The organism is Parvibaculum lavamentivorans DS-1, from assembly GCF_000017565.1.
GTDB classification, from domain to species: Bacteria; Pseudomonadota; Alphaproteobacteria; order Parvibaculales; family Parvibaculaceae; genus Parvibaculum; species Parvibaculum lavamentivorans.
In genome coordinates this window covers 2,242,556-2,268,023 of the sequence record NC_009719.1, presented here as the reverse complement: position 1 = coordinate 2,268,023, position 25,468 = coordinate 2,242,556, and the positions used below count along the sequence as shown (strand labels likewise).

At 63.1% G+C, this 25,468-nt stretch carries 30 protein-coding genes; 13 read left to right on the top strand and 17 right to left on the bottom strand.

Features of this window, described 5'->3' with window-relative positions; translation table 11 throughout:
* Positions 1-116: 116 nt before the first annotated feature.
* Positions 117-1,745, top strand: a complete 1,629-nt coding sequence (locus PLAV_RS10545) for an acyl-CoA synthetase (protein ID WP_012111001.1) — start codon at positions 117-119, stop codon at positions 1,743-1,745.
* 83 nt (positions 1,746-1,828) lie between these two features.
* Here the strand turns inward: PLAV_RS10545 and PLAV_RS19345 are convergent, their stop codons facing one another.
* The gene (locus PLAV_RS19345) at positions 1,829-2,008 is read right to left on the bottom strand and encodes a YdcH family protein (protein ID WP_012111000.1); all 180 of its coding nucleotides are present in this window, start codon (positions 2,006-2,008) and stop codon (positions 1,829-1,831) included.
* Positions 2,009-2,143: 135 nt separating this feature from the next.
* Here PLAV_RS19345 and PLAV_RS10535 point away from each other — a divergent pair, with 135 nt between their 5' ends.
* Positions 2,144-2,776: a UbiX family flavin prenyltransferase gene (locus tag PLAV_RS10535; RefSeq protein ID WP_012110999.1), complete on the top strand. Its 633-nt coding sequence runs from the start codon at positions 2,144-2,146 to the stop codon at positions 2,774-2,776.
* Positions 2,773-2,979 carry a YdcH family protein gene (locus PLAV_RS10530; RefSeq protein WP_012110998.1) on the top strand — a complete coding sequence of 69 codons (207 nt, stop codon included), beginning with the start codon at positions 2,773-2,775 and terminating at the stop codon, positions 2,977-2,979. The genes PLAV_RS10535 and PLAV_RS10530 overlap by 4 nt, the downstream gene beginning before the upstream one ends.
* 5 nt (positions 2,980-2,984) lie before the next feature.
* Here PLAV_RS10530 and PLAV_RS10525 read toward each other — a convergent pair whose 3' ends face one another.
* Positions 2,985-3,716 carry a GGDEF domain-containing protein gene (locus PLAV_RS10525; RefSeq protein ID WP_012110997.1) on the bottom strand — a complete coding sequence of 244 codons (732 nt, stop codon included), beginning with the start codon at positions 3,714-3,716 and terminating at the stop codon, positions 2,985-2,987.
* Positions 3,717-3,959: 243 nt separating this feature from the next.
* Between PLAV_RS10525 and PLAV_RS10520 the strand changes: the two genes are divergently transcribed.
* The 9 genes from PLAV_RS10520 (at position 3,960) to PLAV_RS10480 (ending at position 12,289) form a co-directional block, all read left to right on the top strand.
* Complete coding sequence (locus tag PLAV_RS10520) at positions 3,960-4,406, top strand: RrF2 family transcriptional regulator (protein ID WP_012110996.1); 447 nt, start codon at positions 3,960-3,962, stop codon at positions 4,404-4,406.
* Positions 4,407-4,468: 62 nt separating this feature from the next.
* The gene (locus PLAV_RS10515; RefSeq protein WP_012110995.1) at positions 4,469-5,494 is read left to right on the top strand and encodes a sulfate ABC transporter substrate-binding protein; all 1,026 of its coding nucleotides are present in this window, start codon (positions 4,469-4,471) and stop codon (positions 5,492-5,494) included.
* A 170-nt stretch (positions 5,495-5,664) separates the two neighbouring features.
* Positions 5,665-6,957, top strand: a complete 1,293-nt coding sequence (locus PLAV_RS10510) for an OprO/OprP family phosphate-selective porin (RefSeq protein ID WP_168713193.1) — start codon at positions 5,665-5,667, stop codon at positions 6,955-6,957.
* A gap of 24 nt (positions 6,958-6,981) precedes the next feature.
* Positions 6,982-7,830, top strand: a complete 849-nt coding sequence (cysT, locus tag PLAV_RS10505; RefSeq protein ID WP_012110993.1) for a sulfate ABC transporter permease subunit CysT — start codon at positions 6,982-6,984, stop codon at positions 7,828-7,830.
* Between the two features lie 9 nt (positions 7,831-7,839).
* Positions 7,840-8,673, top strand: a complete 834-nt coding sequence (cysW, locus tag PLAV_RS10500) for a sulfate ABC transporter permease subunit CysW (RefSeq protein WP_012110992.1) — start codon at positions 7,840-7,842, stop codon at positions 8,671-8,673.
* Positions 8,674-8,722: 49 nt separating this feature from the next.
* Complete coding sequence (locus tag PLAV_RS10495) at positions 8,723-9,775, top strand: sulfate/molybdate ABC transporter ATP-binding protein (protein WP_041536617.1); 1,053 nt, start codon at positions 8,723-8,725, stop codon at positions 9,773-9,775.
* A 172-nt stretch (positions 9,776-9,947) separates the two neighbouring features.
* Positions 9,948-10,487, top strand: coding sequence for a 5-(carboxyamino)imidazole ribonucleotide mutase (gene purE / locus PLAV_RS10490; protein WP_012110990.1), 540 nt, complete (start codon positions 9,948-9,950; stop codon positions 10,485-10,487).
* The gene (locus tag PLAV_RS10485; RefSeq protein ID WP_012110989.1) at positions 10,487-11,596 is read left to right on the top strand and encodes a 5-(carboxyamino)imidazole ribonucleotide synthase; all 1,110 of its coding nucleotides are present in this window, start codon (positions 10,487-10,489) and stop codon (positions 11,594-11,596) included. The genes purE and PLAV_RS10485 overlap by 1 nt, the downstream gene beginning before the upstream one ends.
* 57 nt (positions 11,597-11,653) lie before the next feature.
* Complete coding sequence (locus tag PLAV_RS10480; protein ID WP_012110988.1) at positions 11,654-12,289, top strand: PAS domain-containing protein; 636 nt, start codon at positions 11,654-11,656, stop codon at positions 12,287-12,289.
* On the opposite strand, the gene PLAV_RS10475 is transcribed toward PLAV_RS10480, so the two are convergent.
* Positions 12,286-12,981 carry a COQ9 family protein gene (locus PLAV_RS10475; protein WP_012110987.1) on the bottom strand — a complete coding sequence of 232 codons (696 nt, stop codon included), beginning with the start codon at positions 12,979-12,981 and terminating at the stop codon, positions 12,286-12,288. The genes PLAV_RS10480 and PLAV_RS10475 overlap by 4 nt on opposite strands.
* Positions 12,974-13,597 (bottom strand): peptide deformylase, encoded by a 624-nt coding sequence (def, locus tag PLAV_RS10470; RefSeq protein ID WP_012110986.1) that lies wholly within the window; start codon positions 13,595-13,597, stop codon positions 12,974-12,976. The genes PLAV_RS10475 and def overlap by 8 nt, the downstream gene beginning before the upstream one ends.
* 185 nt (positions 13,598-13,782) lie before the next feature.
* Between def and rpsU the strand changes: the two genes are divergently transcribed.
* Entirely contained in the window at positions 13,783-14,004 is a 222-nt protein-coding gene (rpsU, locus tag PLAV_RS19965; protein ID WP_012110985.1) for a 30S ribosomal protein S21, read from the top strand.
* Positions 14,005-14,068: 64 nt separating this feature from the next.
* On the opposite strand, the gene PLAV_RS10460 is transcribed toward rpsU, so the two are convergent.
* The 13 genes from PLAV_RS10460 to PLAV_RS10405 all read right to left on the bottom strand — a co-directional run bounded on the left by PLAV_RS10460 (position 14,069) and on the right by PLAV_RS10405 (position 25,433).
* Positions 14,069-14,254 carry a hypothetical protein gene (locus PLAV_RS10460; protein WP_012110984.1) on the bottom strand — a complete coding sequence of 62 codons (186 nt, stop codon included), beginning with the start codon at positions 14,252-14,254 and terminating at the stop codon, positions 14,069-14,071.
* On the bottom strand, positions 14,251-15,411 hold the full coding sequence (locus PLAV_RS10455; RefSeq protein ID WP_012110983.1) for a PepSY-associated TM helix domain-containing protein: 1,161 nt from the start codon (positions 15,409-15,411) through the stop codon (positions 14,251-14,253). The genes PLAV_RS10460 and PLAV_RS10455 overlap by 4 nt, the downstream gene beginning before the upstream one ends.
* Positions 15,412-15,433: 22 nt before the next feature.
* Positions 15,434-17,638 carry a TonB-dependent receptor gene (locus tag PLAV_RS10450; RefSeq protein WP_012110982.1) on the bottom strand — a complete coding sequence of 735 codons (2,205 nt, stop codon included), beginning with the start codon at positions 17,636-17,638 and terminating at the stop codon, positions 15,434-15,436.
* A 173-nt stretch (positions 17,639-17,811) separates the two neighbouring features.
* Positions 17,812-18,288 (bottom strand): GNAT family N-acetyltransferase, encoded by a 477-nt coding sequence (locus PLAV_RS18965; protein WP_012110981.1) that lies wholly within the window; start codon positions 18,286-18,288, stop codon positions 17,812-17,814.
* Between the two features lies 1 nt (position 18,289).
* A complete protein-coding gene (locus PLAV_RS10440) occupies positions 18,290-18,640 on the bottom strand; it encodes a DUF6614 family protein (RefSeq protein WP_012110980.1) in 351 nt (116 codons plus the stop codon).
* A gap of 4 nt (positions 18,641-18,644) precedes the next feature.
* Positions 18,645-19,022, bottom strand: coding sequence for a DUF4345 family protein (locus tag PLAV_RS10435; RefSeq protein WP_012110979.1), 378 nt, complete (start codon positions 19,020-19,022; stop codon positions 18,645-18,647).
* Between the two features lie 102 nt (positions 19,023-19,124).
* Entirely contained in the window at positions 19,125-20,531 is a 1,407-nt protein-coding gene (locus PLAV_RS10430) for an NAD(P)(+) transhydrogenase (Re/Si-specific) subunit beta (protein ID WP_012110978.1), read from the bottom strand.
* A 13-nt stretch (positions 20,532-20,544) separates the two neighbouring features.
* Positions 20,545-20,862 carry a proton-translocating transhydrogenase family protein gene (locus PLAV_RS10425; protein WP_012110977.1) on the bottom strand — a complete coding sequence of 106 codons (318 nt, stop codon included), beginning with the start codon at positions 20,860-20,862 and terminating at the stop codon, positions 20,545-20,547.
* On the bottom strand, positions 20,862-21,995 hold the full coding sequence (locus PLAV_RS10420; RefSeq protein ID WP_012110976.1) for a Re/Si-specific NAD(P)(+) transhydrogenase subunit alpha: 1,134 nt from the start codon (positions 21,993-21,995) through the stop codon (positions 20,862-20,864). Before PLAV_RS10420 ends, PLAV_RS10425 begins: the two co-directional genes overlap by 1 nt.
* Before the next feature lie 127 nt (positions 21,996-22,122).
* A complete protein-coding gene (locus PLAV_RS19340) occupies positions 22,123-22,266 on the bottom strand; it encodes an aa3-type cytochrome c oxidase subunit IV (RefSeq protein WP_012110975.1) in 144 nt (47 codons plus the stop codon).
* Between the two features lie 151 nt (positions 22,267-22,417).
* A complete protein-coding gene (locus PLAV_RS10415; protein ID WP_012110974.1) occupies positions 22,418-23,944 on the bottom strand; it encodes an amidohydrolase family protein in 1,527 nt (508 codons plus the stop codon).
* 80 nt (positions 23,945-24,024) lie between these two features.
* On the bottom strand, positions 24,025-24,993 hold the full coding sequence (locus PLAV_RS10410; RefSeq protein WP_012110973.1) for an alpha/beta fold hydrolase: 969 nt from the start codon (positions 24,991-24,993) through the stop codon (positions 24,025-24,027).
* On the bottom strand, positions 24,990-25,433 hold the full coding sequence (locus tag PLAV_RS10405) for a PaaI family thioesterase (RefSeq protein WP_012110972.1): 444 nt from the start codon (positions 25,431-25,433) through the stop codon (positions 24,990-24,992). The genes PLAV_RS10410 and PLAV_RS10405 overlap by 4 nt, the downstream gene beginning before the upstream one ends.
* Positions 25,434-25,468: the final 35 nt, after the last annotated feature.

Here is a 25,468-nt window from a genome sequence, read left to right as displayed (position 1 = left end):
TGTTTGTTGGGGAGGTTTTAGCACGGGTGGGGGGAGGATTCATGCCCCCACCTTGCCGCGCCCCCGCCCCCTTAGTAACGTCGGCGGAACGCTCCCCTTCTCCGCGCGAGGCTCCAATGACGACGAACCCCTATGAAACCGACCTCGACCGGAATGCGGCGAACCATCAGCCGTTGACGCCGATGAGTTTCCTGAAGCGGGCGGCGGAGGTTTATCCGGGGAAGCTCGCCGTGGTGCATGGGAGCATCCGCCGCGACTATGCGGAGTTTTATGCGCGCTGCCGGAAGCTCGCCTCGGCGCTCAGCGAGCGGGGCATCGGGCTTGGCGACACGGTGGCGGTGATCGCGCCGAACATTCCGGCAATGCTGGAACTGCATTATGCCGTGCCGATGATCGGCGCGGTGCTGAATACCATGAACATCCGCCTCGACGGCGCCATCATCGGCTTCATGCTGGATCATGGCGAGGCGAAGGCGCTGTTCGTCGACCGCGAATTTTCCGCGCTCGGCAAGGAGGCGCTTTCCAAGGCGAAGGTGAAGCCCTTCGTGATCGACATCGACGACGCGGAATATGACGGGCCGGGCGACAGGATCGGCGAGGCGGAATATGAGGATTTTCTCGCACAAGGCGATGCGAAATTCGACTGGTCGCTGCCCGCCGACGAGTGGCAGGCGATCAGCCTCAATTATACGTCGGGCACGACCGGCAATCCGAAAGGCGTCGTCTTCCATCATCGCGGCGCCTATCTGCTGGCGATGGGCAATATCGTGACGGCGGGCATGACCGGCAATTCCGTCTATCTCTGGACGGTGCCGATGTTCCATTGCAACGGCTGGTGCTTCACCTGGTCGATGAGCGTCATCGCGGGCACGCATGTGTGCCTGAGGCGCGTGACGGCGGCGAACATCTTCAGCGCCATCGCGGAACATGGCGTGACGCATATGGCGGGCGCGCCGACCGTGATGAGCTTTCTCATCAATGCGACGGAGGAGGAGAAGAAACCGCTGCCGCACACGGTTTCCTATTTCGCCGCCGCCGCGCCGCCGCCCGCCGCGACCATCCGCAAGCTCGAGGCGGAAGGCTTCAACGTGATCCATGTCTATGGCCTCACCGAAACCTACGGCCCCGCAGTGGTGAACGCCTGGCACGACGAATGGGACGAGCTGGAAGTGAATGCGCGGGCGCAGGTGAAGGCGCGGCAGGGCGTGAACTATCCCGTGCTCGAAGGGATTTCCGTGCGCGACCCGGAGACGATGGAGGAAGTGCCGCGCGACGGCGAGACCATGGGCGAGGTCATGTTCCGCGGCAATGTGGTGATGAAGGGCTACCTCAAAAACCCGAAGGCGAGCGCGGAAGCCTTTGCCGGCGGCTGGTTCCACTCGGGCGATCTCGGCGTCTGGCATCCCGACAATTATATTCAGCTCAAGGACCGCTCGAAGGACATCATCATTTCCGGCGGCGAGAACATCTCCTCTCTCGAAGTCGAGGACGTGCTCTACAAGCATCCCGACATCATCGAGGCGGCTGTCGTCGCGCGGCCGGATGAGAAATGGGGCGAGACGCCCTGCGCCTTCATCACGCTCCGCAAGGGCGCTTCGCTCACCGAAAAGGACGTGATCGCCTATTGCCGCGAACACCTGGCGCATTTCAAATGCCCGAAGACGGTGGTTTTCACCGACCTGCCGAAAACCTCCACGGGCAAGGTGCAGAAATTCAAGCTCAGGGAGCAGGCGGGGGAGCTTTAGGGAGAAGATTGCATCGCGCCCCTGAAATGCAAAACGCCGGGCACATGCGCCCGGCGTTCGACCTCTTGTTTCGGACCTTGCGGTCAGGCTGCGTCTCTCGTGCCGTTCAGCCTTTCAATCTCTTCTTTCAATCGCAGTTTCTGCTTTTTCAGTTCGGCTATATGAAGGTCGTCGCTGCTGGGGTGATGAACCTGACTGTCGATCTCCTGTTCCAAAGCCCTGTGGCGATCACGAAGTTCGGCAATATGAGACTCCAAAGCCATCTCGTTTCGTCCTTTCGTTAAGCCTCCAACGCCAAAAATTGTGACTCTTTTTTTGCGGCTTGTCGAACGCTTCCGGGCGTATCGGAAACCCAATCCTCTCGCAAAAACCGCCGCCGCCGTGTATTGCTTAGGGTTATGAACAGGACGGACAAAAAGCCGCGTCTAATCGTGGGAATATCGGGGGCTTCGGGCGTCGCCTATGGTGTGCGTGCGCTTGAAATCCTTAATTCTCTCGGCGTCGAAACGCATCTCGTCATAACCCGCGCGGCGGAAATGACGCTCGGCTATGAGACCGGGCTGAAGGTCAAGGATGTGGAAACGCTGGCGCACACGCGCTACCGGATAGAGGATATCGGCGCGGCGATCGCGAGCGGCTCGTTCAGGACGCTCGGCATGATCGTGGCGCCCTGCTCTATCCGCACCATGTCGGAAATCGCGACCGGCGTAACCTCGTCGCTGCTGACGCGGGCAGCCGACGTGGTGCTGAAGGAGCGCAGGCGGCTGGTGCTGATGGTGCGCGAGACGCCGCTTCACACGGGCCATTTGCGGACGATGACGCAGCTATCGGAAATGGGCGCGATCATCGCGCCGCCGGTGCCGGGGCTTTACGCGAAGCCCGCCTCCATCGACGAGCTGGTGACGCAGACGGCGGCGCGGGCGCTCGACCTTTTCGGCCTTGAGGCGGACGGGACGAAACGCTGGGGCGAGGATCTGAAGGACGGGCGGCGCAGCCCCGTCGCGCAGAAGACGCGGCGGCCGAAGAAATGACGGAACGGGAAGAAGAAGAGCTGCGTCAGATGCTCGGCACGCTGAAGCAGGAGCATCGCGACCTCGACGCCGCCATCTCCGCGCTGGAAGCGATGCCGATGCCCGATCACCTGCAGATCAAGCGGCTGAAAAAGAAGAAGCTGCACCTGCGCGACCGCATCCAGGAAATCGACGACCTGCTGTTCCCGGACATCACGGCCTGAGGGCCTCAGCCGTCGCGGCGCTTGGCTTCGTACATGGCCTTGTCGGCGCGGGCGAGCGCATCCGCAGGCTCGTCCTCGCCGGTGAAGGCGACGGCGCCGACGGAAATCGACAGCGGTATCTCCCGCCCGCCATGGTGGAGCGGAGCCGTGGCGACGAGGGAGGCGAGAGAAGCGGCCTTGGCCTTGGCAGTGGCCTCGTCGGCGCGGGCGAGAATGAGTCCGAGCTCGTCGCCGCCCAGCCGGCCAAGCACATCGCTTTCGCGCACATTGTCGAGCACGAGCTTCGCGAGATGATGAAGCGCCGCGTCGCCCGCCGCATGGCCATGGGCGTCGTTCACCTGCTTGAAATTGTCGATGTCGAAATAGACGAGCCCGGCCGGCTCGGCATAGCGCCGCCCATAGGCGATGACGCGGGAAAGCTCGCGCACAAAGGCACGGCGGTTGAGCACCGGGATGAGCGGGTCGCGATCCGCCAGTTCCTCGCTCTCGCGCAGCCGCTCGCGCATCGCCGAAACCTCGCGGCGCAACGTATCGACCTCCGCCATGAGCTGCATCAGCGCATCGCGAACGGCGGGCGTCACCTCGGCTTCGGGAATGCCCATGATGGTGGCGCTGTCGGAAACGGTGCGCCCGCCCGAAACGGCGGCTCCCGCCCGCGCTTTCTCACGCTCACGCGCGGAGAGGGAAGAGGAGCCGCTCACGGGCTTGGTATCGCCAATCTTCATGGGTTCGTTCATCGCCTTCTGGCGGGCCTTCCGGCATGATTCTCGGCTCAAAATGCCATTGTTCGCCGCAAAGCGCCATGCGGGCGGTGAGGCGGCGGCTTTCTATCTTGCCCCGAATCCGGCTTTAATCCGGTGAGACAGAGGGATGATAACACGTAATTTTGGTGTTATTGTTTTTCTGCCTGTGAGTTTCTTGTAAAAAAACCTGTTGACGGGACGTCCTGTCCGCTCATACCCTATCTAACAGATAGACAAATGTTATCGCAAAAAGCCAAATACGCGCTGAAAGCCATGATCGCACTGGCAACCCAGGAGGAAGGTGACTTGCTTCAGGCGGCCGACATAGCGGAGCGGCAGAATGTGCCCCGGAAGTTCCTCGAGCTGATCCTGCTCGATCTCCGGAAGCACGGTCTCGTCCGCAGCCAGCGCGGCAAGTTCGGCGGCTATGCACTGGCCAAACCGGCCGATGCGATCACGTTTGGACAGGTTATTCGCATCATGGACGGGCCTTTGGCACCCATCCCCTGTGCGAGCCTTACCGGCTACCGGCGTTGTGCCGACTGCCGGGACGAAAAATCCTGCGCCGTCCGCCGGACGATGCGGGAGGTACGCGACGCGGCGGCGGCGATCCTCGACGGGACCACCATCGCCGATGCGCTGGGTGCCGGCGCTCATGAAGCGAGGGCGGCAATCGGCGCTTAGGCTGAAAAAATTTTGAGCTGAAACACTACTAATTTGATCGACAATATGTAATGGAGGCTGACGTGACTTTTTCAGATTTGACCAAACGCTCCGCCGTTCTTCTGGCAGGCATTTTCCTGCTGCTCGCCATGACCTTCGAGGTCCGGGCCGAAACCACGCTTCTCAACGTGTCCTACGACCCGACGCGCGAGCTTTATCGCGATTTCAACGCGGCCTTCGTGGAGCATTGGAAGAAGGAAACCGGCGAGACCGTTTCCATCGAGCAGTCGCATGGCGGCTCGGGCAAGCAGGCCCGCGCGGTGATTGACGGGCTCGAAGCCGATGTCGTCACGCTGGCGCTGGCCGGCGACATAGACGAGATCGCCGATGCGACGGGCAAGCTGCCGAAGGACTGGCAGAAGTCCCTCCCCTACAACTCATCGCCCTATACCTCGACCATCGTCTTCCTCGTTCGCGACGGCAACCCGGAAGGCATCAAGGACTGGGACGACCTGGTGAAGCCGGGGATCGAAGTCATCACGCCGAACCCGAAGACCTCGGGCGGCGCGCGCTGGAACTACCTCGCGGCATACGCCTATGCGCTCGAACATTCCGGCAATGACGACGCGAAGGCGCGCGAATTCGTCGGCAAGCTTTTCAGGAATGTGCCGGTGCTCGACACGGGCGCGCGCGGCTCCACCACCACCTTCGTCCAGCGCGGCATCGGCGACGTCTTCATTTCGTGGGAGAACGAAGCCTTCCTCGCCCAGAAGGAATTTCCCGGCAAGTTCGAGATCGTCGTGCCGACGCTCTCGATCCGCGCCGAGCCGCCCGTCGCAATCGTGACCGGCAATACGGACAAGCGCGGCACGACCAAGCTCGCCCGCGCCTATCTCGAATATCTTTATTCCTCGACCGGCCAGAACCTCGCAGCGAAACATTTCTATCGCCCCGTGAAGCCGGAATTCGCCGACAAGGAAGACCTCAAGCGTTTCCCGACCGTGAAGCTCGTCTCGATCGATGATGTCTTCGGCGGCTGGGTAAAGGCGCAGCCCGAGCATTTCGGCGACGGCGGCGTGTTCGACCAGATTTATCAGCCGGGCCGTTAAGCAAACCGGTTCCTTTTTTGATCACCTGAAAATTTTGGGGGCAACCCACCATGCGTAAATACCAATTGAATATATCCACGACTTTTAAGTCTGCCCTTTTCGCGAGTACGGCGCTTGCGGGCGCCGTACTCGCCGGGCCGGCCTTCGCGGGCGAGCCCGTGGAGAACCGCGTGCAGAAACTCGAGGCGACCATTCTCGAGCTTCAGCGCGAGCTGCAAACGGTCAAGGATGACCAGGCAATCGCCGCCGCGAAACCGGCGCCTGAATCCCCCGTCATCTTCAAGGGCGGTCCCGCCTTTGAAGCGGCGGATGGAAGCTGGTCCTTCAAGGTGCGCGGCCGCATCGAGGCGGATGCCGCCTTCTACAACAAGAGCGGCGGCAACAGCCCCATCGATTTCAACAACGGCACCGAGCTTCGCCGCGCCCGCATCGGCGTCGACGGCAAGGTACTGAATGACTGGCTCTATCGCCTCGAAGCGGATTTCGCCAAGGCGAGCCGCAACGACAGCGCCAGCAGCGAAATCGACGTGAAGGACGCCTATATCGCCTTCACGGGCATCGAGAACACCCGCATCACCGTCGGCCAGCACAAGACGCCGAACTCGCTGGAGCAGCTCGTCAGTTCGACCGACCTCGTCTTTACCGAGCGTCCGCTCGCCGTCGAGGCGTTCAACCACCGGCTCACCGCCGGCGGCGACTTCAAGGCCGGTGTGTCGGTCGGCTATACCGGCGAAAACTACACGCTGACGACGGGTCTCTTCGGCGCCAACTTTGCCGCCAGCAGCGACAGTTCGGCACTGGGTGCGGCCAATGACGAAGGCTGGGGCGTGCATGGCCGCGGCACCTTCGCGCCCATCCAGGAGAAGGGCAAGGTGCTGCATCTCGGCGCCTCGGGCTATTGGCGCGACGCCGGCGGCCAGAACGGCTTCGGCGGCACGAGCGTCCGTTTCCGTTCGGGCCCGGAAGTCTCCGCCGTGGACAACACGCGCCTCGTCGACACGGGCAATCTCGCCGCCGATACCTACACCTCGGCCGGCGCGGAACTTGGCGGCATCTACGGACCCTTCCATGCCCAGGCCGAATATCTCGTCGCCTCCGTCGACCAGACGGCGGGACTGCCGAGCCTCGATTTCGACGGCGGCTATGTGCAGCTCGGCTATGTACTGACCGGCGAAAGCCGCAACTACAAGAACGGCCTGTTCTCCCGCGTGAAGCCTGCCAACCCCTTCTCGCTGAAGGGCGGCGGCGCGGGCGCCTGGGAAATCGCCACCCGCTTCAGCACCATCGATCTCAATGACGATGCGCTGCGCGGCGGCTCGCAGGACAATTACACCGCCGCACTCAACTGGTATCCGAACGAATATATCCGCGTCGGTGTCGACTATGTCCGCTTCGATGCGGAACGGAACGGCATCACGACCGAAGGCGACGCCGTCGTCAGCCGCATCGGCGTGGCCTGGTAACGGACGGTCGAGGGAGGTCGCATCATGACTGTTCTGTCTCTGCCGAAGCGGTCTCCCTCGGTGCTGCCGGGCTTCGGCCTGACCATGGGGCTGACGCTGACATGGCTAAGCCTCATCATTCTCATTCCGCTTGCCGGCGTCTTCATCAAATCGGCGGGCCTTGGATGGGATGCCTTCCTCGCGCTTGCCACCGACGCGCGCACGGTCGCCGCGCTGAAGCTCAGCTTCGGTGCGGCGCTCATCGCCGCCGCGATCAACGCGGTGTTCGGGCTGCTCGTCGCCTGGGTGCTGGTGCGCTACGACTTTCCGGGCCGCCGCATCGTCGATGCCGCGATCGACCTTCCCTTCGCGCTGCCGACCGCCGTGGCCGGCCTCGCGCTCACCGCGCTTTATGCGCCGAACGGCTGGATCGGTTCGCTGATCGAACCGCTCGGCCTCAAGATCGCCTATAGCTCGGCGGGCGTCGTCATTGCGCTGGTCTTTATCGGGCTTCCCTTCGTGGTGCGCACCGTGCAACCCGTGCTTGCCGATTTCGACAAGGAGCTGGAAGAGGCGGCGGCGACGCTCGGCGCCACGCGGTTCCAGACCATAAGCCGCATCGTCTTTCCCGCGCTCATGCCGCCGCTTCTCACCGGCTTTGCGCTCGCCTTCGCGCGCGGCGTCGGCGAATACGGCTCGATCATCTTCATCGCGGGCAACATTCCCTATCGCTCGGAAATCGCACCGCTGCTGATCGTGATCCGGCTGGAAGAGTTCAACTATGCGGGCGCGACGGCCATCGCCGCACTCATGCTTGTCATTTCCTTCGCGCTGCTGCTCGTCATCAACCTGCTGCAGGCGTGGAACCGCCGCCGCATCGGCCTTGCCGGTTAGGAGAGCATCATGCAGACCGATGAAAGCCGGACTGTAAAAACCGCACTTATTGCAACGAGCTTCGTCTTTCTCGGCCTTGTGCTGATATTGCCGCTTGCCTCCGTCTTCACGGAAGCCTTCCGGCGCGGCGCCGAACCTTTCTTCGCCGCGCTCGTCGAACCGGATGCGCTCTCCGCCGTCTGGCTGACGCTTTTCGTGGCGGCGATCGCGGTGCCCGCCAATCTCGTCTTCGGGCTCGTTGCCTCATGGGCGATCGCGAAGTTCGAGTTCAAGGGCAAGTCGTTTCTCATCACGCTGATCGACCTGCCCTTCTCCGTCTCGCCGGTCATCTCGGGGCTCGTCTATATCCTGCTCTTCGGCTCCTACGGCTTCTTCGGGCCGTGGCTGATCGAAAACGGCATCCAGATCGTCTTCGCGGTGCCGGGCATCGTGCTTGCCACCATCTTCGTCACCTTTCCCTTTGTCGCGCGCCAGCTCATTCCGCTGATGGAGCAACAGGGCACGGGCGACGAGGAGGCCGCGCTGTCGCTCGGTGCGTCGGGCTTTCAGACCTTTCGCAAGGTGACGCTGCCCAACGTCAAATGGGCGCTGCTCTACGGCGTTCTTCTCTGCAACGCGCGCGCGATGGGCGAGTTCGGCGCCGTCTCCGTCATATCGGGTCATATCCGCGGCAAGACAAACACCATGCCGCTTCATGTGGAGATCCTCTACAATGAGTACAATTTCGTTGCCGCCTTCGCGGTTGCCTCTCTCCTGGCTTTCCTCGCCCTCGTCACCCTCGTCCTCAAATCGCTCCTCGAATGGCGGTACGGTGGTGAACTTGCCGCGAGCGGGCGCCACTAATTCGCGGCATGACAGGGACGATGCGCGCACTCGCCGCGCGCCGGTCCGCATCGATGTCGAGGAACTTGGCAAGAGCTATGGCGACTTCGCCGCGCTGGATAATATCTCGCTGACGGTACGCCCCGGCGAATTGCTGGCGCTGCTCGGGCCTTCCGGCTCCGGCAAGACGACGCTGCTCCGCGCCATCGCGGGCCTGACCGCGACGGAGGAAGGCATCATCCGCTTCGACGGCGAGGACGCGACGTCGCTCTCATTGCGCGAGCGCCGCGTCGGTTTCGTCTTCCAGCAATATGCGCTTTTCCGCCACATGACCGTCTTCGACAATGTCGCCTTCGGGCTGCGCGTCCGTCCGCGCGACGAGCGGCCCCGCACGGGCGAGATCGCGCGCCGCGTGCGCCGCCTGCTCGAACTTGTGCAGTTGCAGGGACTTGAGACGCGCTTTCCGAGCCAGATTTCCGGCGGCCAGAGGCAGCGGGTGGCGCTGGCGCGCGCGCTTGCCATCGAACCGACCGTGCTGCTGCTCGACGAGCCCTTCGGCGCGCTCGATGCGAAGGTGCGCAAGGAACTGCGAAGCTGGCTGCGCGAGCTCCACACCGAAACAGGCCTCACCACCATCTTCGTCACCCACGACCAGGAGGAGGCGCTGGAGCTTGCCGACCGCGTCGTCATCATGCGCGCCGGCAGGATCGAACAGATCGGCACGCCCGCCGAAATCTACGACGAACCGGCAACGCCCTATGTCTGCGAATTCCTTGGCGGCGTCGCCCGCTTCGACTGCACGGCGAAGGACGGCGAGGCGGAAATTCTCGGCGGGCTCTTCCCCGTCGGCAATGGCGATGGCGACTATTCGGGACCGGCGCTCGCCTATGTCCGGGCGCATGAGATCGAGGTCGTCTCGCGCGAGCAGGCGGAAGGCGTGCCGGCCGTCATCCGCGCCGTCCGCCCCTTCGGCCCGGCCATCACGGTCGAGCTTTCGATCGAGGGCCATCACGACCGCATCGAGGTTTCGGTGCCGCGCGAGCTCTATGACGGCGGCGAAATCGCGGTCGGCCAGGGCATCTTCGTGCGCGCCATGTCGGCCCGGATATTTCCAAAGGATTGAGAGACAGCGACGGCCGGCGGCGGCAAGAAAGGACTGAATCGGAGGAAAAGGGCCAGGCGCGCCCCCCTCCCCGCCTTCCTTGCCAACTCGTCTCCCATGCCTATACTCCCTCGCTTTCCGAAACCGGCGGGCCCGCGAGGGCGCGCCAGATGGTGGGGCGGCGGAAGGCAGCATGGCAGCGAAAAAGCCGGACGCGAAGCGGGCGAAAGCCCCCGCGAAATCCAAAGGGAAGCCGCTGGTCGGCATCATCATGGGCAGCCAGTCGGACTGGCCGACCATGCGCCATGCCGCGGACGCGCTCGACGCGCTGGGCGTGCCCTATGAAGCGCGGATCGTCTCGGCCCACCGGACGCCGGAGCGGATGTTCGACTATGCGAAATCGGCCAAGGGTCGCGGCCTCAAGATCATCATCGCGGGCGCGGGCGGCGCGGCGCATCTGCCGGGCATGACGGCCTCGCTGACGCCGCTGCCGGTCTTCGGCGTGCCCGTGCAATCGAAGGCGCTGTCGGGCGAGGACAGCCTGCTCTCCATCGTGCAGATGCCGGGCGGCATTCCCGTCGGCACGCTCGCCATCGGCGAGGCGGGCGCGAAGAATGCCGGGCTGCTCGCCGCCGCCGTGCTGGCGCTGTCGGACGAGGCGCTGGCAAAGCGGCTCGATGCCTACCGCGCGAAGCAGACGGACTCGGTGGGGCTGAGCCCGGAGGAGCGCTAGTGGCGACCATTCCACCCGGCGGGACCATCGGCATTCTCGGCGGCGGCCAGCTTGGGCGGATGCTGGCGATGGCGGCGGCGCAGCTGGGGCTCGCCACGCATATCTATTGCCCGGATGAGGAATTGCCCGCGGCGGATGTGGCCGGCGAGGTCACGCGCGCGGCTTATGACGACGAGGCGGCGCTGGTGCGCTTTGCCGGGAGCGTCGAGGTCGTCACTTATGAATTCGAGAATGTGCCGGCGGAGACGGCGCGCATTTTGAGCGAGCGCGGCATCGTGCGGCCTGGGCCGCTTGCGCTGGCGACGGCACAGGACCGCGTGGTCGAAAAGAATTTCCTCGTGAGCCACGGCATCGCGACCGCACCCTTCGCGGATGTGGCGGACGAAGCGGGCCTGCGCAGCGCCATGGAAGCGATCGGCACGCCGTCGATCCTGAAGACGCGGCGCTTCGGCTATGACGGCAAGGGACAGGCGAAGATCGCATCGGCGGCGGACGCGCTTGCCGCCTATGACGAGATCGGCCGCGCCCCCGCCATCCTCGAAGGCTTCGTGCCCTTCGAACGGGAAATCTCCGTGATCGTCGCACGCGGGCTCGATGGACGGACGGCGGCTTACGATCCCGTCGAGAACATCCACAAGAACCACATTCTCGACCGCACGCTGGCGCCCGCCGCGCTGACCAGGGCGCTTTCCGACGAGGCCTGCGCAATCGCGGCGCGCATCGTCTCCGAACTCGATTATGTGGGCGTGATGGGCGTCGAGCTGTTTCTGCTGCCGGAAAGCGGAAGCAAGAGGCGGCTGCTCGTCAACGAGATCGCGCCGCGCGTCCACAATTCCGGCCACTGGACGATGGATGCCTGCGCAGTGAGCCAGTTCGAGCAGCATATTCGCGCGATCTGCGGCTGGCCGCTTGGAAGCCCGGCGCGCCACTCCGACGCGGTGATGACCAATCTGATCGGCGAAGAGGCGGCGGATTGGGCGCGGCTCGCGGCGACGCCGGACACGGCCCTCCATCTCTACGGCAAGCGGGAAGCCCGGCCCGGCCGCAAGATGGGCCATGCGACAAGGCTTTACCCGCTCGGAACACGGCCGCCGGTTACGCCTTCTTAACCCTGAACGCGCACTCTAAAGACGGAGAAACGCGCCGGCGGAAAAGAAAGGGCTCCCATGAACAGGGGCCGGGCCGAAACCTCGATGGCAGAAGAAGCGTGGGGCAACGCCCCTGAGCTGCAACGCTTTCTGCGCGATGTGGCGCCAAGCGCGGGAGAACGCGCGACCGTGCCGCTCCTCGGATCACGCGCCCAAACCGAAATTTTCAGATACTGGTGCAGCCTGCCGCGACCCGGCGGGATACCCGATGCGTCGGACTTCGATCCGCTTGCCGTGATCGGCTGCCTGCCGGACATCGTCGTCTTCAGCATGCGCAGCCCGACGGACATTCACCACCGGCTGGTCGGCACCGGCCTTGTGGGCCGTCTCGGCTATGATGCGACGGGAAAAAACCTGCTCGATCTGGTGGCCGAGGATTATCGCGCGCAATGCAGCCGCAACATGCATGAAGTGGTTTGCCGGCCCTGCGTCTGGCAGGCGCGCTACAGCAGCCATTATACGTCCGGCCGCATCTCCTATGTGCAGAGCATCTATCTGCCGCTGCGGGGCCCGGCGGGCCAGCCGGCCCGCATCGTCAGTCTGCATTCGCCGGAAGACCCGAGAAGTTACCACGCACCGACGGACAAGCCGCTCTTCGGAAGCGAGGTCGAGCGGATCGTCTGGATCGATGTCGGATATGGCGTGCCGGACTAGCCGTTGCGATAACGCAGCCGCCCGAGCAGCGCGAAGGGATCCGGCAGTTTCGCGGCAACGCCTTTAACCGTCGCCTTTGCCTTTTCGAAACGCATCACATCGTCGATACGGCGGTCGAGAAACGCCCAGGTATTCGCGAAGCCTTCGGAATCATCCGCAAACCAGTAGAGCGTGACCGATGAGAAGACGCCGGCAAGCGTTGCGCGCTTGGTATAGAAGTTGAAATCCGTGGAAGTATCGCCAACGGCGCGCCAGATCGCATCGACCGTGCGATAGAGCGAGCGCGGCCCATGCGTGCCCGAAACCGGCAGCGCGAGCAGCGTGACGGCGCGGCGCATGGCCTCGCGGTAGAGAATGTCGACCTCCATGCGTGTGCGGACAGCGAGCGTGATGCGCTCGCGGATTTTCAGCGCCGCGATGTCTTCCTTCGCCAGCATCTCGGCCATGCGGCGGTCGCCATCGGCGAGAAAGTAATCCACGAGATCGACGACGCCATCGGGAAAGGCGAGACGCATTTCACCGTGCGATATGCCGGCCGCTTCCGCAGCTTCCTTGAGGAGGCGCGGCGTCCAGCCGTCAAAGGCGACATTGGGAAGCGCGGCGGCGAGGATTCTCGCGCGCGCGGCTTCGAGGTGGTCCGCCTTCGCCTTGCCGGCGCCCGGGCGCTTCGGCTTCGCTGCTGTCTCAGGCATGGGCTTTCTCCTGTTCTTCTGTCGTCTCGCCCTCTCCTACCCCGCCTTCTTCCGCCTCGGCTTTTTCCGCCCGCGCGGCGAGCCAGGCGCGGGCCTCGCTCTCGAAGATGAGTTCGGCGAGGTCGTCCATCCGCTGCGGATAGAGGATGCCGTCGAGGTGGTCGCATTCATGCTGGATGACGCGGGCATGGAAGCCCCTGGCGCGGCGCTCGATCAACTCGCCATTGAGGCCATAACCCCGGTAGCGAAGCTCGGTATGGCGCGGCACGGAGCCCCTAAGCCCCGGCACCGAGAGGCAGCCCTCCCAGCCCTTTTCCATCTCCTCTGTCAGGATCTCCACCTCGGGGTTTATAAGGACCGTGAGGGGGGCCGTGTGATCGAAAGCCTCCGTCTCGTCCACCCCTTCGGGCAGGCGGCTTTCCGGTGCCTGGAAGACGACGATCCGCCACGGCTCATAGACCTGAGGGGCAGCAAGCCCCGCCCCATTGGCGTCGATCATGGTCTCGATCATGTCGCGGACAAGCGCCTTCACCTCCGGGGCCGTGGGGTCCGGGACGGGGCGGGCGATTCCCCTCAAAACGGGGTGTCCCATGCGGGCGATCTTGCGTATGGCCATATAGGGAATATGAGGCCCGGAGCGGCTGGCGGCAACGGGGCCGGGCGCCGCAGGAGCCGGAAACAGGCGCTTTTCGGGGCCTGAAGGTGGACAATCCCCCCAAGCTTTGATAGATAAGCGGCTCTCTGGCGGGACCGGGACCGGCTTCCGCCGCTAACCTATTGAATCGAAAACAGGATCAGCTCGTGCAGGTACTCGTTCGCGACAACAACGTCGACCAGGCCATGAAGGCTCTGAAGAAGAAACTTCAGCGCGAAGGCGTGTTCCGCGAAATGAAGCTCCGGAACTTCTACGAGAAGCCCTCCGAGAAGCGCGCCCGCGAAAAGGCCGAAGCCATCCGCCGCGCCCGCAAGCTCGCGCGCAAGCGCGCCCAGCGCGAAGCCGGCATCGTCACCGCCAAGAAATAATCCCCCGGTCTTCCGGGTTCTGGATAAAGCGCCCCCGGTCTCCGGGGGCGTTTTTCGTTTGAGGTCAGCTCCGCCGCCAGATCAGCGCCCAGACGATGGTGAGGGCGGGCACGAGAAGGGCGAGCCAGGAGACGGCATCGCGCCAGCCATCGCCCAGCAGCGCCGCGACAAGCCCCACAATCGTGAAGATCGCGAGCACCAGGGGAATAGCGAATATTTCCGTGAGCGTGTAGCGCCGCGACCGCGTCATTCGGCGGCCCCGCCTTCCGGCAGCAGGCCGTTGCGGCCGGCGGCGCGGCGCGCGGCGGTGCCCGGGGCTGGAAGCGAACGGCGGGCAAGCCAGAGATAAAGCCCGCTGCCAAGCACGACGATGGCCGCAATGTCGAGGATCGCCCAGAGGATCTTCATCGGCATGCCGCCATAATCGCCGAAGTGAAGCGGCTGCGACAGGCGAAGCATTGTCATGTACCAGGGCATGGAGCGCATTTCGGTGAGCGCGCCTGTCTGCGCGTCGACCAATGCCGGAGTGAGCAGCTGCTCGGTCGCGGGCGTCGCGCCGCGCAGCCAGACCGCATAGTGATGGTTGCTGCTGAAGCGCACACCCGGGAAGGCGACGAATTGCGGCCTTGTGCCGGGCGCGGCGGCCATGGCTGTCTTCACCGCCTCATCGAGGGAGGCGAGGTCTTGCGGTACGGGCTTGCCCTCATAGGGCGCCACCATTTCGGCAAGCTGGTCCATGCGCCAGAGATCGACCAGCGGCGTCGACAGCGTGTTGACGACGCCTGTGAGGCCGACAACGCTCGCCCACATCAGCGTGACGACGCCGATAAGATTATGCATGTCGAGCCACTTCGCCCGGTTGTTCCGCGTGACGCGCACCGTGCCGAAGGGAAGCTTGCGCATGAAGGGCGTGTAAACGACGACGCCCGAAACGATGGCGATGAAGAAAAGCGTGCCCATGAAGCCGAGGAAAAGCTCGCCGGGCAGGCCGAGGAACATATCGACGTGAAGCTCGAGGATGAAATGCATGATGCCTTCATCGTCCGGCGTCCGCACCGGCACGGCGGTACGCCGGTCGATCGAGATGAAGTTCATCTGCTCGACGCCGGCCGTGACAGTGGGGCCGGTGGTCACATTCACCACCGGCTGGTCCTCGTCGAAGCTCATGAAGAGCGGAACCTCGCCGGGAAATTTCGACGTGGCCGTGACAAGCGCATCGTCCAGCGTTTTCCACGGTGTGCCTTCCGGCACCTCCGGCAGCACCCGCTCCCCTTCGAGAAGCGTGTCGATCTCCTCGTGGAAAATGAGCGGCAGGCCGGTGATGCAAAGCATCAGGAGAAAAGCGGTGCAGACAAGGCTGGTCCATTTGTGGACGAGATACCATGCCTTGACTGCGCCGCTACTCATTGTCGTACTCCGGAAAAGGGCGTCAGAATTCCGTCGAGACGGAGAACTTCGCCGTCAGCGGATCGCCCATGGTGAGGTAACCCGCGATGTCGGCGGAAGCCGCCGCCCAGTAGGATTCATTCGTCACGTTCTCGATGAAGAGATTGAACGTCACGGGCTGACGGTCGAAGTTTGCCGTATAGCGGGCTCCGATGTCGAGGCGAGTCCAATCCGATATTTTCTGGGTATTGGCGTCATCCACATACTGGCTGTCGGTGTGGAGCACACGCGCCAAGGCCGTCATGCCGGGCAGGAACGGCATGTCCCACTCCGCACCCAGATTGGCCTGATAGTCAGGCACACCGCGCACCTGATTGCCATCGTTTGCGCCACTCGCGGTCGATGTCAGCTCTGCATCGAGGAAGGTAATGCCGCCCAGCAGCCGGATGCCCTCGGCCGGCTCGCCGAAGAAGTTGAGCTCGACGCCCCGGTTACGCTGCTCGCCATCGACCCCGAAAACGGAATTGCCGCCACCTACCGGCGTCAAAATGCCCAGAGGCTTTTCCGTTTCAAAATAGGCGGCGCCGAAGCCAACCTTTCCGAGATCGACCTTGCCGCCGAATTCGTACTGAACCGAGGTATAGGGCGCGAAAATTTCGCCCGGATTGAGAACGCCCGCCGTTGTCGGCGCCGTCGGTCCCTGCGCGAGACCTTCAATACGGTTTGCGTAGACGGTCACCTGTTCGGTGAGATTGACCGCCAGTCCGGCAACGGGGGAAATTTCCGACTCGTCATAGCTGCTGGTGACGGCACCCGTCGTGCGGTCATAGCCTTCCGTCTGGATGCGCTGATCACGCAGACCGAGCGTCAAATGCACCTTGTCGTCCAGGAAGACGATGGTGTCCGAAAGGAAGGTGCTCGTGAGTTCGCTATAGCTAAACAGCGGAAGATCGCTGAAGCTGCCTGACCGGGTGCCCCCGGCAGGCCGGGGAAAGAGTACCGGGTCGTAGATATTGGTCGGCGTGCCGCCAGTGAACTCGAAAGAGTTATAATTCTTCTGTTCCAGCCATGACGCACCGAGGTTCAGGTTGTGCCGCAGCGGCCCTGTCTCGAACTCGAAGCGAAGGCCGCCCTGACCCGAATAGACCGTATCTTCGCGCGGCACCGTGAAACGGCTCATCGTTGCCGTGCCGTCGCTCGCGGAAACGCGGGGCGTTGAACCATCGCTATCTTCGCGCATTTCGCGGGCGCCGAAACCGGCATAAGCCGTAACAAAATCCGTGATGTCATATTCGCCCTGCAACAGGGCGAAGGTGTCGTGCATGTCGTAATAGGCCCACTCCTGAGCATAGTTGTGGTCGGAGTCGACCGGCTCAGGTACGGCAATACCGCCCGCGAGCTGCACAACGGTGCGGCCCTGCTCCACAAGCTGGCGCTGCGAGGCGGCATCGAGGCTGAGACGCAACCGTTCGCCCCGGTAGTCCAGTGCGAGGGAGCCCAGCAGGTACTGCCGGTCTTCATTTTCGATAGCCGTCTCGCCGTCGCGGCCAGCCACGTTGATCCTGATACCCCATGCATTATTGGCGCCGAAACGCTGGCCGACATCCGCATGTGCGCCGAACTGGCTGTTCATGGAGTAGCTGCCGGTGACGCGGCGAATGGGCACGTCGGTAGCGCGTTTCGGTACGAGATTGATGCTGCCGCCGGTGCCCGAGCCGCTGGGCGGCGCGCCGTTGAGAAAGGCGCTCGCGCCTTTCAAGACTTCCACGCACTCATACATCGTCGTGCCGACAATCTGGCGCGGAGAAATGCCGTACATGCCGTTGAAGGCGATGTCTTCGTTGCTGAGCGGAAAACCGCGAATGACAAACTGCTCGCCGAAAATGCTGAAGCCATAGCCTGTCCGGACGGAGGGATCGTTCGCCACCACGTCGCCGATCGTTTCCGCCTGCTGGTTGCGGATCAGCTCTTCCGTGTAGGACGTAACGCTGAAGGGCACGTCCATGATGTCCTGATTGCCGAGGACGCCGATACGAGCGCCCGCGGCGACCTGGCCGCCGGCATAAGGCGCCGGGAGAGCATCCTTGTCGCTTTCAACTTTGATGGGCGCAAGCTCGACAGCCGCATCGCCGGCCTCTTCCTGGGCCAGGGCCGGCATGGCGGCAAGCGCCGCGGTGCTGACCGACGCGAGAAGGATGGTGCAGAGAACCCGGCTTCCGCGCGGCTTCATCCCGGACAAAAAAGACATGATTTCGATTACCCCACATGTACCGCCAGCCCCCGTGAGGGAGCGCATAAAACCATGGCGAGCAATAAGGCAAATGCGAATCAATATCAACATTAGTGAGAATGAGACGCAATTTTGTTGGCGGACCGTCGCCAAATTGCCTCTTCGGCCTTCTTTTGTGCGGGTGGGGCAGCCTAGAGCCGCTTCGACATCAGCCGCTCATAGTTGCGGTAGCCGGCTTCCCGGTAGATGCGCTGCGCGCGGGCATTGCCTTCCAACACATAGAGCCTGATTTCGCCGATGCCCGAGGCCTTTGCGTGCGTCTCCGCCGCGTTCAGCAGCAGCTGGCCGATCCCCTGACCGCGCGAGGCCTCATCGACGCTGATATCCCAGATCATCGCATGGCGGCGATACTCCGGCCGCACGAAGGCGCCGGGGTCTTCCTCGAATGTGTAGCAGATGAAACCGGCGACGCGGCCTTGCGCCTCGGCCACCAGCATGACGCCGCCCTGGGCCTCGATCTGGCCTTCGACCCAGGCGAAATGCTCGGCCGCGGCGGAGGCATCCGCACGGTTTTCCTCGATCTCCGTCTCGAAATCATTGAGCGCACCCATAAGGCGGATAAGCGCGGACCGGTCCCCGGCGCGCGCCTCACGGATAATCGGCGTCATGTCAGAAACGCTCCTCGCCCTTCTCGCGCACCGGATCCGGGAAATCCCTGTAGAGAGCGAACTGGATATTCCGCACCAGCGAGTTGACGCCGTGATGCTCCACCTCGACGGGCTCCGCGCGGGTCGCGACCCAGTTGAAGGCACTGTCGAGCTGGGTCATGTCGGTCACTTCGATCATGAAGTGAAACTCGCCAAGCTCGCGCGGCCCGAGGCCGAGCTTCTTGCGCGTGAGCCGCCAGCCCTCGATGACGCCCTCCCCTTCAAGAAGCTCCATATAGCGCGTGAAAGCATCCGCGAAGTCGATGTCGCGGACACCCGGCTTCAGGTCGCACCAGCCGTGATAAATGTCCATGGATTCAGCTCCGGCTGAGGGTCCTGGCGGCGAAGACGGCAAGCACCACCATCGTGAATTCGACGACGAGCGGCGTTGCAATGCCTTCCGGCGCACCGTCGACGGCAATGCCGACAAGACGGCCGAGAAAGGCGAGACCGTAAAGCGCCGCCGCCCCGAGCAGCCAGTGCGGACGGCCACCGAAAAGTGCCAATCCGCTCGCGAGCGCGCTGGCAAGAAAGAAAGCACCGATATCGGCGCGAAGCGCATTGAGCCCGATGGGCGAAAGCGCCCCGAGGCCAAGCCCCTCAGCCGTCTCAGCGGGCGACAGAATCATCATCGCGCCCATCGCGAGCGAAAAGAGCCCCACCAGCACTGCAGCGATACGAGCTATCCAGATCATTTTTGTTTCTCCCCTCTTGATGCCCGCCCAAACGAAACGGGCGGTGCCCATCTTGAGCACCGCCCGCCTGTTTCGTCCAGCCGGAACCTTGCGCGGTTCGGCTCAGAGATTCTTGACGATTTCCTCGACCATCTTCTTCGCATCGCCGAAGAGCATCATCGTGTTGTCGCGGAAGAAGAGCTCGTTCTCGACGCCCGCATAACCCGAACCCATGCCGCGCTTCACGAAAAGAACCGTCTTCGCCTTTTCGACGTCGAGCACGGGCATGCCGTAGATCGGGCTCGCCGTGTCGGTCTTGGCGGACGGGTTCGTGACGTCGTTCGCGCCGATGACGAAGGCGACATCGGCCTGGGAGAACTGGTTGTTGATGTCTTCCAGTTCAAACACTTCGTCGTAAGGCACACTCGCTTCGGCGAGCAGCACGTTCATATGTCCCGGCATGCGGCCCGCGACCGGGTGAATGGCGTAGGAAACCTTGACGCCTTCGGCCTTCAGTATGTCCGCCATTTCACGCAGCGTGTGCTGCGCCTGCGCCACCGCCATACCATAGCCCGGCACGATGATGACGGAGCCGGCATTCTTCATGATGAAGGCCGCATCGTCCGCCGAGCCCTGCTTCACGGGACGCGTCTCGACCGCGCCGCCACCCGCCGACGACGTATCCGCGCCGAAGCCGCCGAGAATGACGCTGATGAAGGAGCGGTTCATGCCCTTGCACATGATGTAGCTGAGGATCGCGCCCGACGAGCCGACCAGCGCGCCCGTCACGATGAGCGCGAGATTGCCAAGCGTGAAACCGATGCCTGCCGCTGCCCAACCGGAATAGGAGTTCAGCATCGACACCACCACCGGCATGTCGGCGCCACCAATCGGAATGATGATCAGGAAACCGATGATGAAGGAGAGGATGGTGATGGCGAGAAAGAGCTCGGTCGTCTGGTTGGCCGGATCCGCGACGATGTAGCCGATGCCGCCGACGATGGCGAGCGCCAGCGCCGCATTGATGACGTGACGGCCGGGCAGCATGATCGGTGCACCCGACATGTTGCCGTTGAGCTTTGCGAAGGCAATGAGCGAACCGGAAAAGGTGATCGCGCCGATGGCGACGCCAAGCCCCATCTCGACGAGGTTCGCGCCGTGGATCGCGTGAAAGGCACCGATGCCGTAGGCCTCGGGCGCGAGGAACGCCGACCAGGCGACGAAGACCGCCGCGAGACCGACCAGCGAATGGAAGGCCGCGACGAGCTGCGGCATCTGCGTCATGGCAATGCGGCGCGCGATGATGGCGCCAATGCCGCCACCGATGGCGAGACCGACGACGATCAACGTCCAGGTGAGCGTATTCTGCGCCTGCAGCACGGTCAGCGTGGTGACGATCGCGATCGTCATACCGATCATGCCATAGGTGTTACCCTGACGGGAGGTCTCGGGCGAGGACAGGCCACGCAGCGCGAGGATGAAAAGAACCGCTGAAACGACGTACAGCAGAGCCGCTATATTGGCTGACATGTTCGTGGCCCTCTCAGCGCTGCTTTTTCTTGTACATGGCCAGCATCCGCTGCGTGACCAGGAAGCCGCCGAAGATATTGACGGCGGCAAGGACCACGGCGACGAAGCCGAAAATCTTGGAGAGCCAGCCCCCCTCGCCCGCCTGCGCGACATCCAGGCCGACCGCGATGAGCGCGCCGACGATGATGACGGAGGAGATGGCGTTGGTAACGGACATGAGCGGTGTGTGGAGCGCGGGCGTCACGCTCCAGACAACGTAGTAGCCGACAAAGATCGCGAGCACGAAGATCGCAAGCCGGAAGATGAATGGATCGATTGCGGCCGCTTCCATCAGTTGTCTCCCTCGCGGAACGACGGATGCACAACCTGACCGTCCCGGGTCAGGCACGTGCCCGTGATGATTTCGTCTTCCCAGTTGATCGCCAGGGCTTTCGTTTCCTTGTCGATCAGGGGAGTGATGAAGTTGAGCAGGTTCTTGGCGTAGAGCGCGGATGAGTCGACCGCGAGCTGGCCGGCGACATTAGTATCGCCGATGATCGTGACGCCGTGCTTCACGACGCGCTTGCCGGCTTCGGAGAGCGGGCAGTTGCCGCCACGCTCGACCGCGAGATCGACGAGGATCGAACCCGGCTTCATCGACTTCACCATCTCTTCGCTCACAAGCTCCGGCGCCGGACGGCCCGGGATGAGCGCGGTGGTGATGACAATGTCCTGCTTCTTGATGTGTTCGGCGACGAGAGCGGCCTGGGCGCGCTTGTACTCGTCGCTCATTTCCTTGGCATAGCCGCCGGCGGCGTCGCCGCTCTCTTCCGATTCGACCATGATGAAAGTGCCGCCAAGGCTCTGCACTTGCTCCTTGGTGGCGGAGCGCACATCCGTCGCCGAGACGATGGCGCCGAGACGCTTCGCCGTCGCGATCGCCTGCAGGCCCGCGACGCCGACGCCCATGATGAAGACACGCGCGGGCGCGATGGTGCCCGCCGCCGTCATCATCATCGGCATGGCGCGGGTGAAGGCCGCCGCCGCGTTGATGACCGCCTTGTAGCCTGCGAGGTTCGACTGCGAGGAGAGCACGTCCATCGACTGCGCGCGCGTGATGCGCGGCATGAATTCCATCGCGAAGGCATTGATACCGGCGGCGGCATACTTCTGAAGCCGGGGCTTGTCGTCCCAGGGGCTGAGAATGGCGGCAAGCATGGCGCCGCGCTTCATCATGCCGATCTCTTCATCGGAGGGCGCACGCACCTTGAAAACGAGATCGGCATCCTTCAGCGCTTCGGCTGCGCTCGACGCGATGGCCGCGCCCGCTTCCTGGTACACCGCATCGGCGATCGAGGCGTGCTCGCCCGCGCCGGTTTCAACGACGATATCGATTCCGAGCGCACTCAGCTTCTTCACCGTCTCCGGCGAGGCCGCCACGCGTGTTTCGCCGTCGAGCCGTTCCTTGGGGATCGCAAGTTTCATGGACCGTCGCCTGTTCTCCGGGCGACCGCGAAAACCGCAGCCGCAAAATGCGAATAAGAATTATTCGAATATGAAGCGTTGAGGGCTGAATTCAAGAACGAATTTTCCGCAGCCGCTCCGAGGACGCCTACAGGAGGAAAATCGCCATCAGGACCAGCAAGAGCGCGACAAGGATCGTGCCCCATTTGGACGCCGTGATGAAACTGTCATAGGTGCCGAGATGAAGCTTCACATCCATCTCTTCGCCCCAGCCGTCCTGCTTCTCTGCCATGGTACCTCGCCCGCTTGTGCCGCTCGTTAAGGTCGTTTTGAGCGAGGCGGACTATAGCAAACGAACCGCTCGCGGCAAGCGCCGCGACCCGGTGGGCTTGTACCAAATCCCTGCAGCTTCATGTGCAATTTCGCACAAAGGCGAGCAGCGTTCAGGTAAAGGCGCGGTGCGGCGGGGTGCCGTCCGGATACATAAAGCCATAGCGCGTGTGGGCTGGATTCGCGCCCTCGCGAAGATAGCCCTCGCGGCGCTTTGACATCCTGTCATCCTTCATGCTCTGCCAGGCCTCCTCAGGGTCGATGCCGTAAAGCCGGGCATTATTGCCGCCAAAGATCGCCGCTTTCACCGGCCCGTGGGCAGCACCCAGCGGCGCAAAGCCATGCGCTTTCTGCATTTCCTCCGGAATTTCGAGCCGCCGCAAACCCTCGATCTGCCATTGGGGCGAACCGGTCCAGACCGCATCGGTGCCCCAGCAGACACGCTCCGCGCCCAGCCCCTTGACCAGAGTTCCCATGACCGCGGCGGCGATACGCGGTTGGGCAACGACGTTGACGGCAAATATCTGGCCGAGATCGCCATAAACATTGGTGACGCCGTATTTCTCCGGAATTTCAGCAAGATCCGTCGTCCACTCGATACGGCCCGTCTTCTCGAACTGATCGAGAGCCACGGACGGATCGCTGCCGACAAAGCGATAGGCCGAGTGGTAGATGATGAAGTTGAGATCGGGCCAGTCCTTCGCCGCCTTGCCGACATCGGAGACATCGGCATAGGCGCGAAGATGCGGAAACTCCTTTTCGGTCGCCGGATTGAACAACCCCTTGTGAACGCAGATGTTCTTCACACCAGCCTTCAGGCATTTCTCATAGGCTTTATAGGTGAGGTCCTCGTCATCCATGCGCCACGGGTGGCGGCTCAGATCCTTGTGGGTGTTGTCGCCGATCGTGTAGCCCTTCACGGAATCGGGCTTGAGTTCCAGCGCGGCGTCGAGATCGTCGAGCCAGCCGGGATAGCCCGGCGTGAATATGGCGTGGGAATAGAGCCGCTTCGATCCCGATTGCGAATTTACTTTCTCACGCGCTTCCGCCATCTGCCTGTTGGTGAGAAACCAGTCCTCCGGCACTTCCGAAGGCGCGCTCGAGATCAAAGCAACCTTCGTATCGCTATCGAGGAAAACTTCCTTGATATAATTCTCGTATTTCAAATCCTCGATGGTCTGCTCCCCTGCGGAGAGGGCGTCGTTCCAGCCCGCCTTTCCCACAGCCTCCCGCATGCGCACAAAACTTGTAAGCCGCGTATCGTCGCGCAGGAAATGCGTGTGCATGTCCATGATGAACTGATCGCGGAGCGAAACCGCGCGCGCCGCCGCAATGTCGGGTGTCGCCGCTTCAGCCGCGCTCACGGAAAAGAGCGGGCCATAGACCTGGTTCATCGCCAGGAAGGAGGCCGCCATACCGGACGCAGTCTGGAAAAAACGGCGGCGCGAGATGCCCTGCTTCGCGGCCAGATCACCGGCCATGCTGAGGAGCCGTGCTTCGACTTCGCGCTGCTCTCTTGTCTGCGGCGAGGGAGGAAATTCGTCGCTCGAGACGATCTGCATGGGGATCGGTGTCGCATTCCGCGCAAGTTCGGCGGGGACCAGTGTGGCGATTTCCTCGTCGGAAAGCTGTCGGCCCATGGGTTCGTCCTCCCTTCCTCGGCGATGCTCCCCGCGAAAAGGGTCCCACCGGAGGCGCGAGGTGTCAAACCTCGGCCGTCTTATTCACCGAAAGGTGATGGCAGAGGTCCGGTCGCCGCCTTGCGGGAAGGAGCGGAATGGTCCCAATCGGCGAGCAACGCACGGAGCGCCGCAACAAACGCGAGCGGCTGATCGAGCATGACGTGGTGCCGGGCCTGCGGGATCTCGATCACCGGCGCGGAACTGCCGAGCAGGCTGAACATGTAGTCGCCGATTTCCGCCGGCAGCAACACGGAGAATTCACCGCGCATGATCGCGATGCGGCAGCGCGTGGCGGCAAGCCGCGCGCTCATGTCACCTATATCGAAACGCTGCCAGATTGCGGGATCGAACTTCCATGTCCAGCCGCCTTCGACTTGCTTCAGCGAGTGGCGCGCGATGTAATCGACAATGTAGTTGTTCTCGCAGGGCTGCGGCGGCGCGAGACGGAAGCGGCCCATCGCCTCTTCAAGCGTCGGATAAATACGGTGTGGACGGAATTCGCGGTCCGGCGGGCCGCCCGGCCTGTCCGGCGGATTGACAGGGCTGTCGACAATGACCGTCCCCGCGAGACGGTCGCCATACAAAGCCCCTGTCAGGATGGTTATGAAACCGCCGAAGGAATGCCCGACAATGATCGGCGGCTCCTCGCCCTTGAAAAACCCTGCATCTTCGCAAACCGCAATCTGCTCTTCGGCGAAGGCTTCGATTGTGTATTTGTCGTGCCAGCCGCTATCGCCCATGCCCGTAACGTCGATGGCGGCGACGGAATATTCACGTGCGAGGAACGGCGCGACGAAAGACCACCAGCGCGCATGCGCGCCATTGCCGTGAACGAGAAGAAGACCCGGTTTGGACGGATCGCCCCACCGAAGATAATGCACCCGGACGCCATCCACCTCGACATGGCGGCTTTCCGGCTCGACGGCGATTGCGCGCGAGAACCAGCCGGGCGGCACAGTGATGGAGGGCCCCTCCTCGTCGCCCGGCGCCAGCGTGAAGCCGCTCATTTGGGCGGCCTTTCGCCGAGTGCCTTGAAGACGCCGGTGCCGGACATGATGGTACGGTCGCCGCACCAGATGCGCCCTTGCACCGTGAAGAAATCATCTTCCGCGCCGACGACCTCGCCAGTGCCTTCCACCCACTCGCCGATCTTCGCACCGGACAGGAAATCCGTCAGCAGGCGCACCGTCACCCAGTAGCGATGGGTGCTCATGGTGATTGCATGGCCAAATGCCATGTCGGCGAAAGCCATCAGCATTCCGCCATGGCAATTGCCCATGCCATTGGTGTGATACTCCTGCACGAGGAAGGCGCGTGTGTAGCCGCCATCCGTCTCGATCTTCTCGTAGAGCGGCCCGATCTGACGGCCGAAACCATGGAACCAGTTGAGGTTCGTGTAGCCCTCGGGCAAGGCGATCGTGTTTTCTTCGAGGAGATCGTCGGTCATGAGCGGGCCTTGCCTGATCCTGGGATACGCAAAAA

What these genes read in the sequence shown, in the direction of transcription:
- PLAV_RS10545 (WP_012111001.1), top strand. Translation starts at nt 117, where the DNA reads ATGACGACGAACCCCTATGAAACCGACCTCGACCGGAATGCGGCGAAC.
- PLAV_RS19345 (WP_012111000.1), bottom strand. Translation starts at nt 2,008, where the DNA reads ATGGCTTTGGAGTCTCATATTGCCGAACTTCGTGATCGCCACAGGGCT.
- PLAV_RS10535 (WP_012110999.1), top strand. Translation starts at nt 2,144, where the DNA reads ATGAACAGGACGGACAAAAAGCCGCGTCTAATCGTGGGAATATCGGGG.
- PLAV_RS10530 (WP_012110998.1), top strand. Translation starts at nt 2,773, where the DNA reads ATGACGGAACGGGAAGAAGAAGAGCTGCGTCAGATGCTCGGCACGCTG.
- PLAV_RS10525 (WP_012110997.1), bottom strand. Translation starts at nt 3,716, where the DNA reads ATGAACGAACCCATGAAGATTGGCGATACCAAGCCCGTGAGCGGCTCC.
- PLAV_RS10520 (WP_012110996.1), top strand. Translation starts at nt 3,960, where the DNA reads ATGTTATCGCAAAAAGCCAAATACGCGCTGAAAGCCATGATCGCACTG.
- cysT (WP_012110993.1), top strand. Translation starts at nt 6,982, where the DNA reads ATGACTGTTCTGTCTCTGCCGAAGCGGTCTCCCTCGGTGCTGCCGGGC.
- cysW (WP_012110992.1), top strand. Translation starts at nt 7,840, where the DNA reads ATGCAGACCGATGAAAGCCGGACTGTAAAAACCGCACTTATTGCAACG.
- purE (WP_012110990.1), top strand. Translation starts at nt 9,948, where the DNA reads ATGGCAGCGAAAAAGCCGGACGCGAAGCGGGCGAAAGCCCCCGCGAAA.
- PLAV_RS10480 (WP_012110988.1), top strand. Translation starts at nt 11,654, where the DNA reads ATGAACAGGGGCCGGGCCGAAACCTCGATGGCAGAAGAAGCGTGGGGC.
- PLAV_RS10475 (WP_012110987.1), bottom strand. Translation starts at nt 12,981, where the DNA reads ATGCCTGAGACAGCAGCGAAGCCGAAGCGCCCGGGCGCCGGCAAGGCG.
- def (WP_012110986.1), bottom strand. Translation starts at nt 13,597, where the DNA reads ATGGCCATACGCAAGATCGCCCGCATGGGACACCCCGTTTTGAGGGGA.
- PLAV_RS10460 (WP_012110984.1), bottom strand. Translation starts at nt 14,254, where the DNA reads ATGACGCGGTCGCGGCGCTACACGCTCACGGAAATATTCGCTATTCCC.
- PLAV_RS10455 (WP_012110983.1), bottom strand. Translation starts at nt 15,411, where the DNA reads ATGAGTAGCGGCGCAGTCAAGGCATGGTATCTCGTCCACAAATGGACC.
- PLAV_RS10450 (WP_012110982.1), bottom strand. Translation starts at nt 17,638, where the DNA reads ATGTCTTTTTTGTCCGGGATGAAGCCGCGCGGAAGCCGGGTTCTCTGC.
- PLAV_RS18965 (WP_012110981.1), bottom strand. Translation starts at nt 18,288, where the DNA reads ATGACGCCGATTATCCGTGAGGCGCGCGCCGGGGACCGGTCCGCGCTT.
- PLAV_RS10440 (WP_012110980.1), bottom strand. Translation starts at nt 18,640, where the DNA reads ATGGACATTTATCACGGCTGGTGCGACCTGAAGCCGGGTGTCCGCGAC.
- PLAV_RS10435 (WP_012110979.1), bottom strand. Translation starts at nt 19,022, where the DNA reads ATGATCTGGATAGCTCGTATCGCTGCAGTGCTGGTGGGGCTCTTTTCG.
- PLAV_RS10430 (WP_012110978.1), bottom strand. Translation starts at nt 20,531, where the DNA reads ATGTCAGCCAATATAGCGGCTCTGCTGTACGTCGTTTCAGCGGTTCTT.
- PLAV_RS10425 (WP_012110977.1), bottom strand. Translation starts at nt 20,862, where the DNA reads ATGGAAGCGGCCGCAATCGATCCATTCATCTTCCGGCTTGCGATCTTC.
- PLAV_RS10420 (WP_012110976.1), bottom strand. Translation starts at nt 21,995, where the DNA reads ATGAAACTTGCGATCCCCAAGGAACGGCTCGACGGCGAAACACGCGTG.
- PLAV_RS19340 (WP_012110975.1), bottom strand. Translation starts at nt 22,266, where the DNA reads ATGGCAGAGAAGCAGGACGGCTGGGGCGAAGAGATGGATGTGAAGCTT.
- PLAV_RS10415 (WP_012110974.1), bottom strand. Translation starts at nt 23,944, where the DNA reads ATGGGCCGACAGCTTTCCGACGAGGAAATCGCCACACTGGTCCCCGCC.
- PLAV_RS10410 (WP_012110973.1), bottom strand. Translation starts at nt 24,993, where the DNA reads ATGAGCGGCTTCACGCTGGCGCCGGGCGACGAGGAGGGGCCCTCCATC.
- PLAV_RS10405 (WP_012110972.1), bottom strand. Translation starts at nt 25,433, where the DNA reads ATGACCGACGATCTCCTCGAAGAAAACACGATCGCCTTGCCCGAGGGC.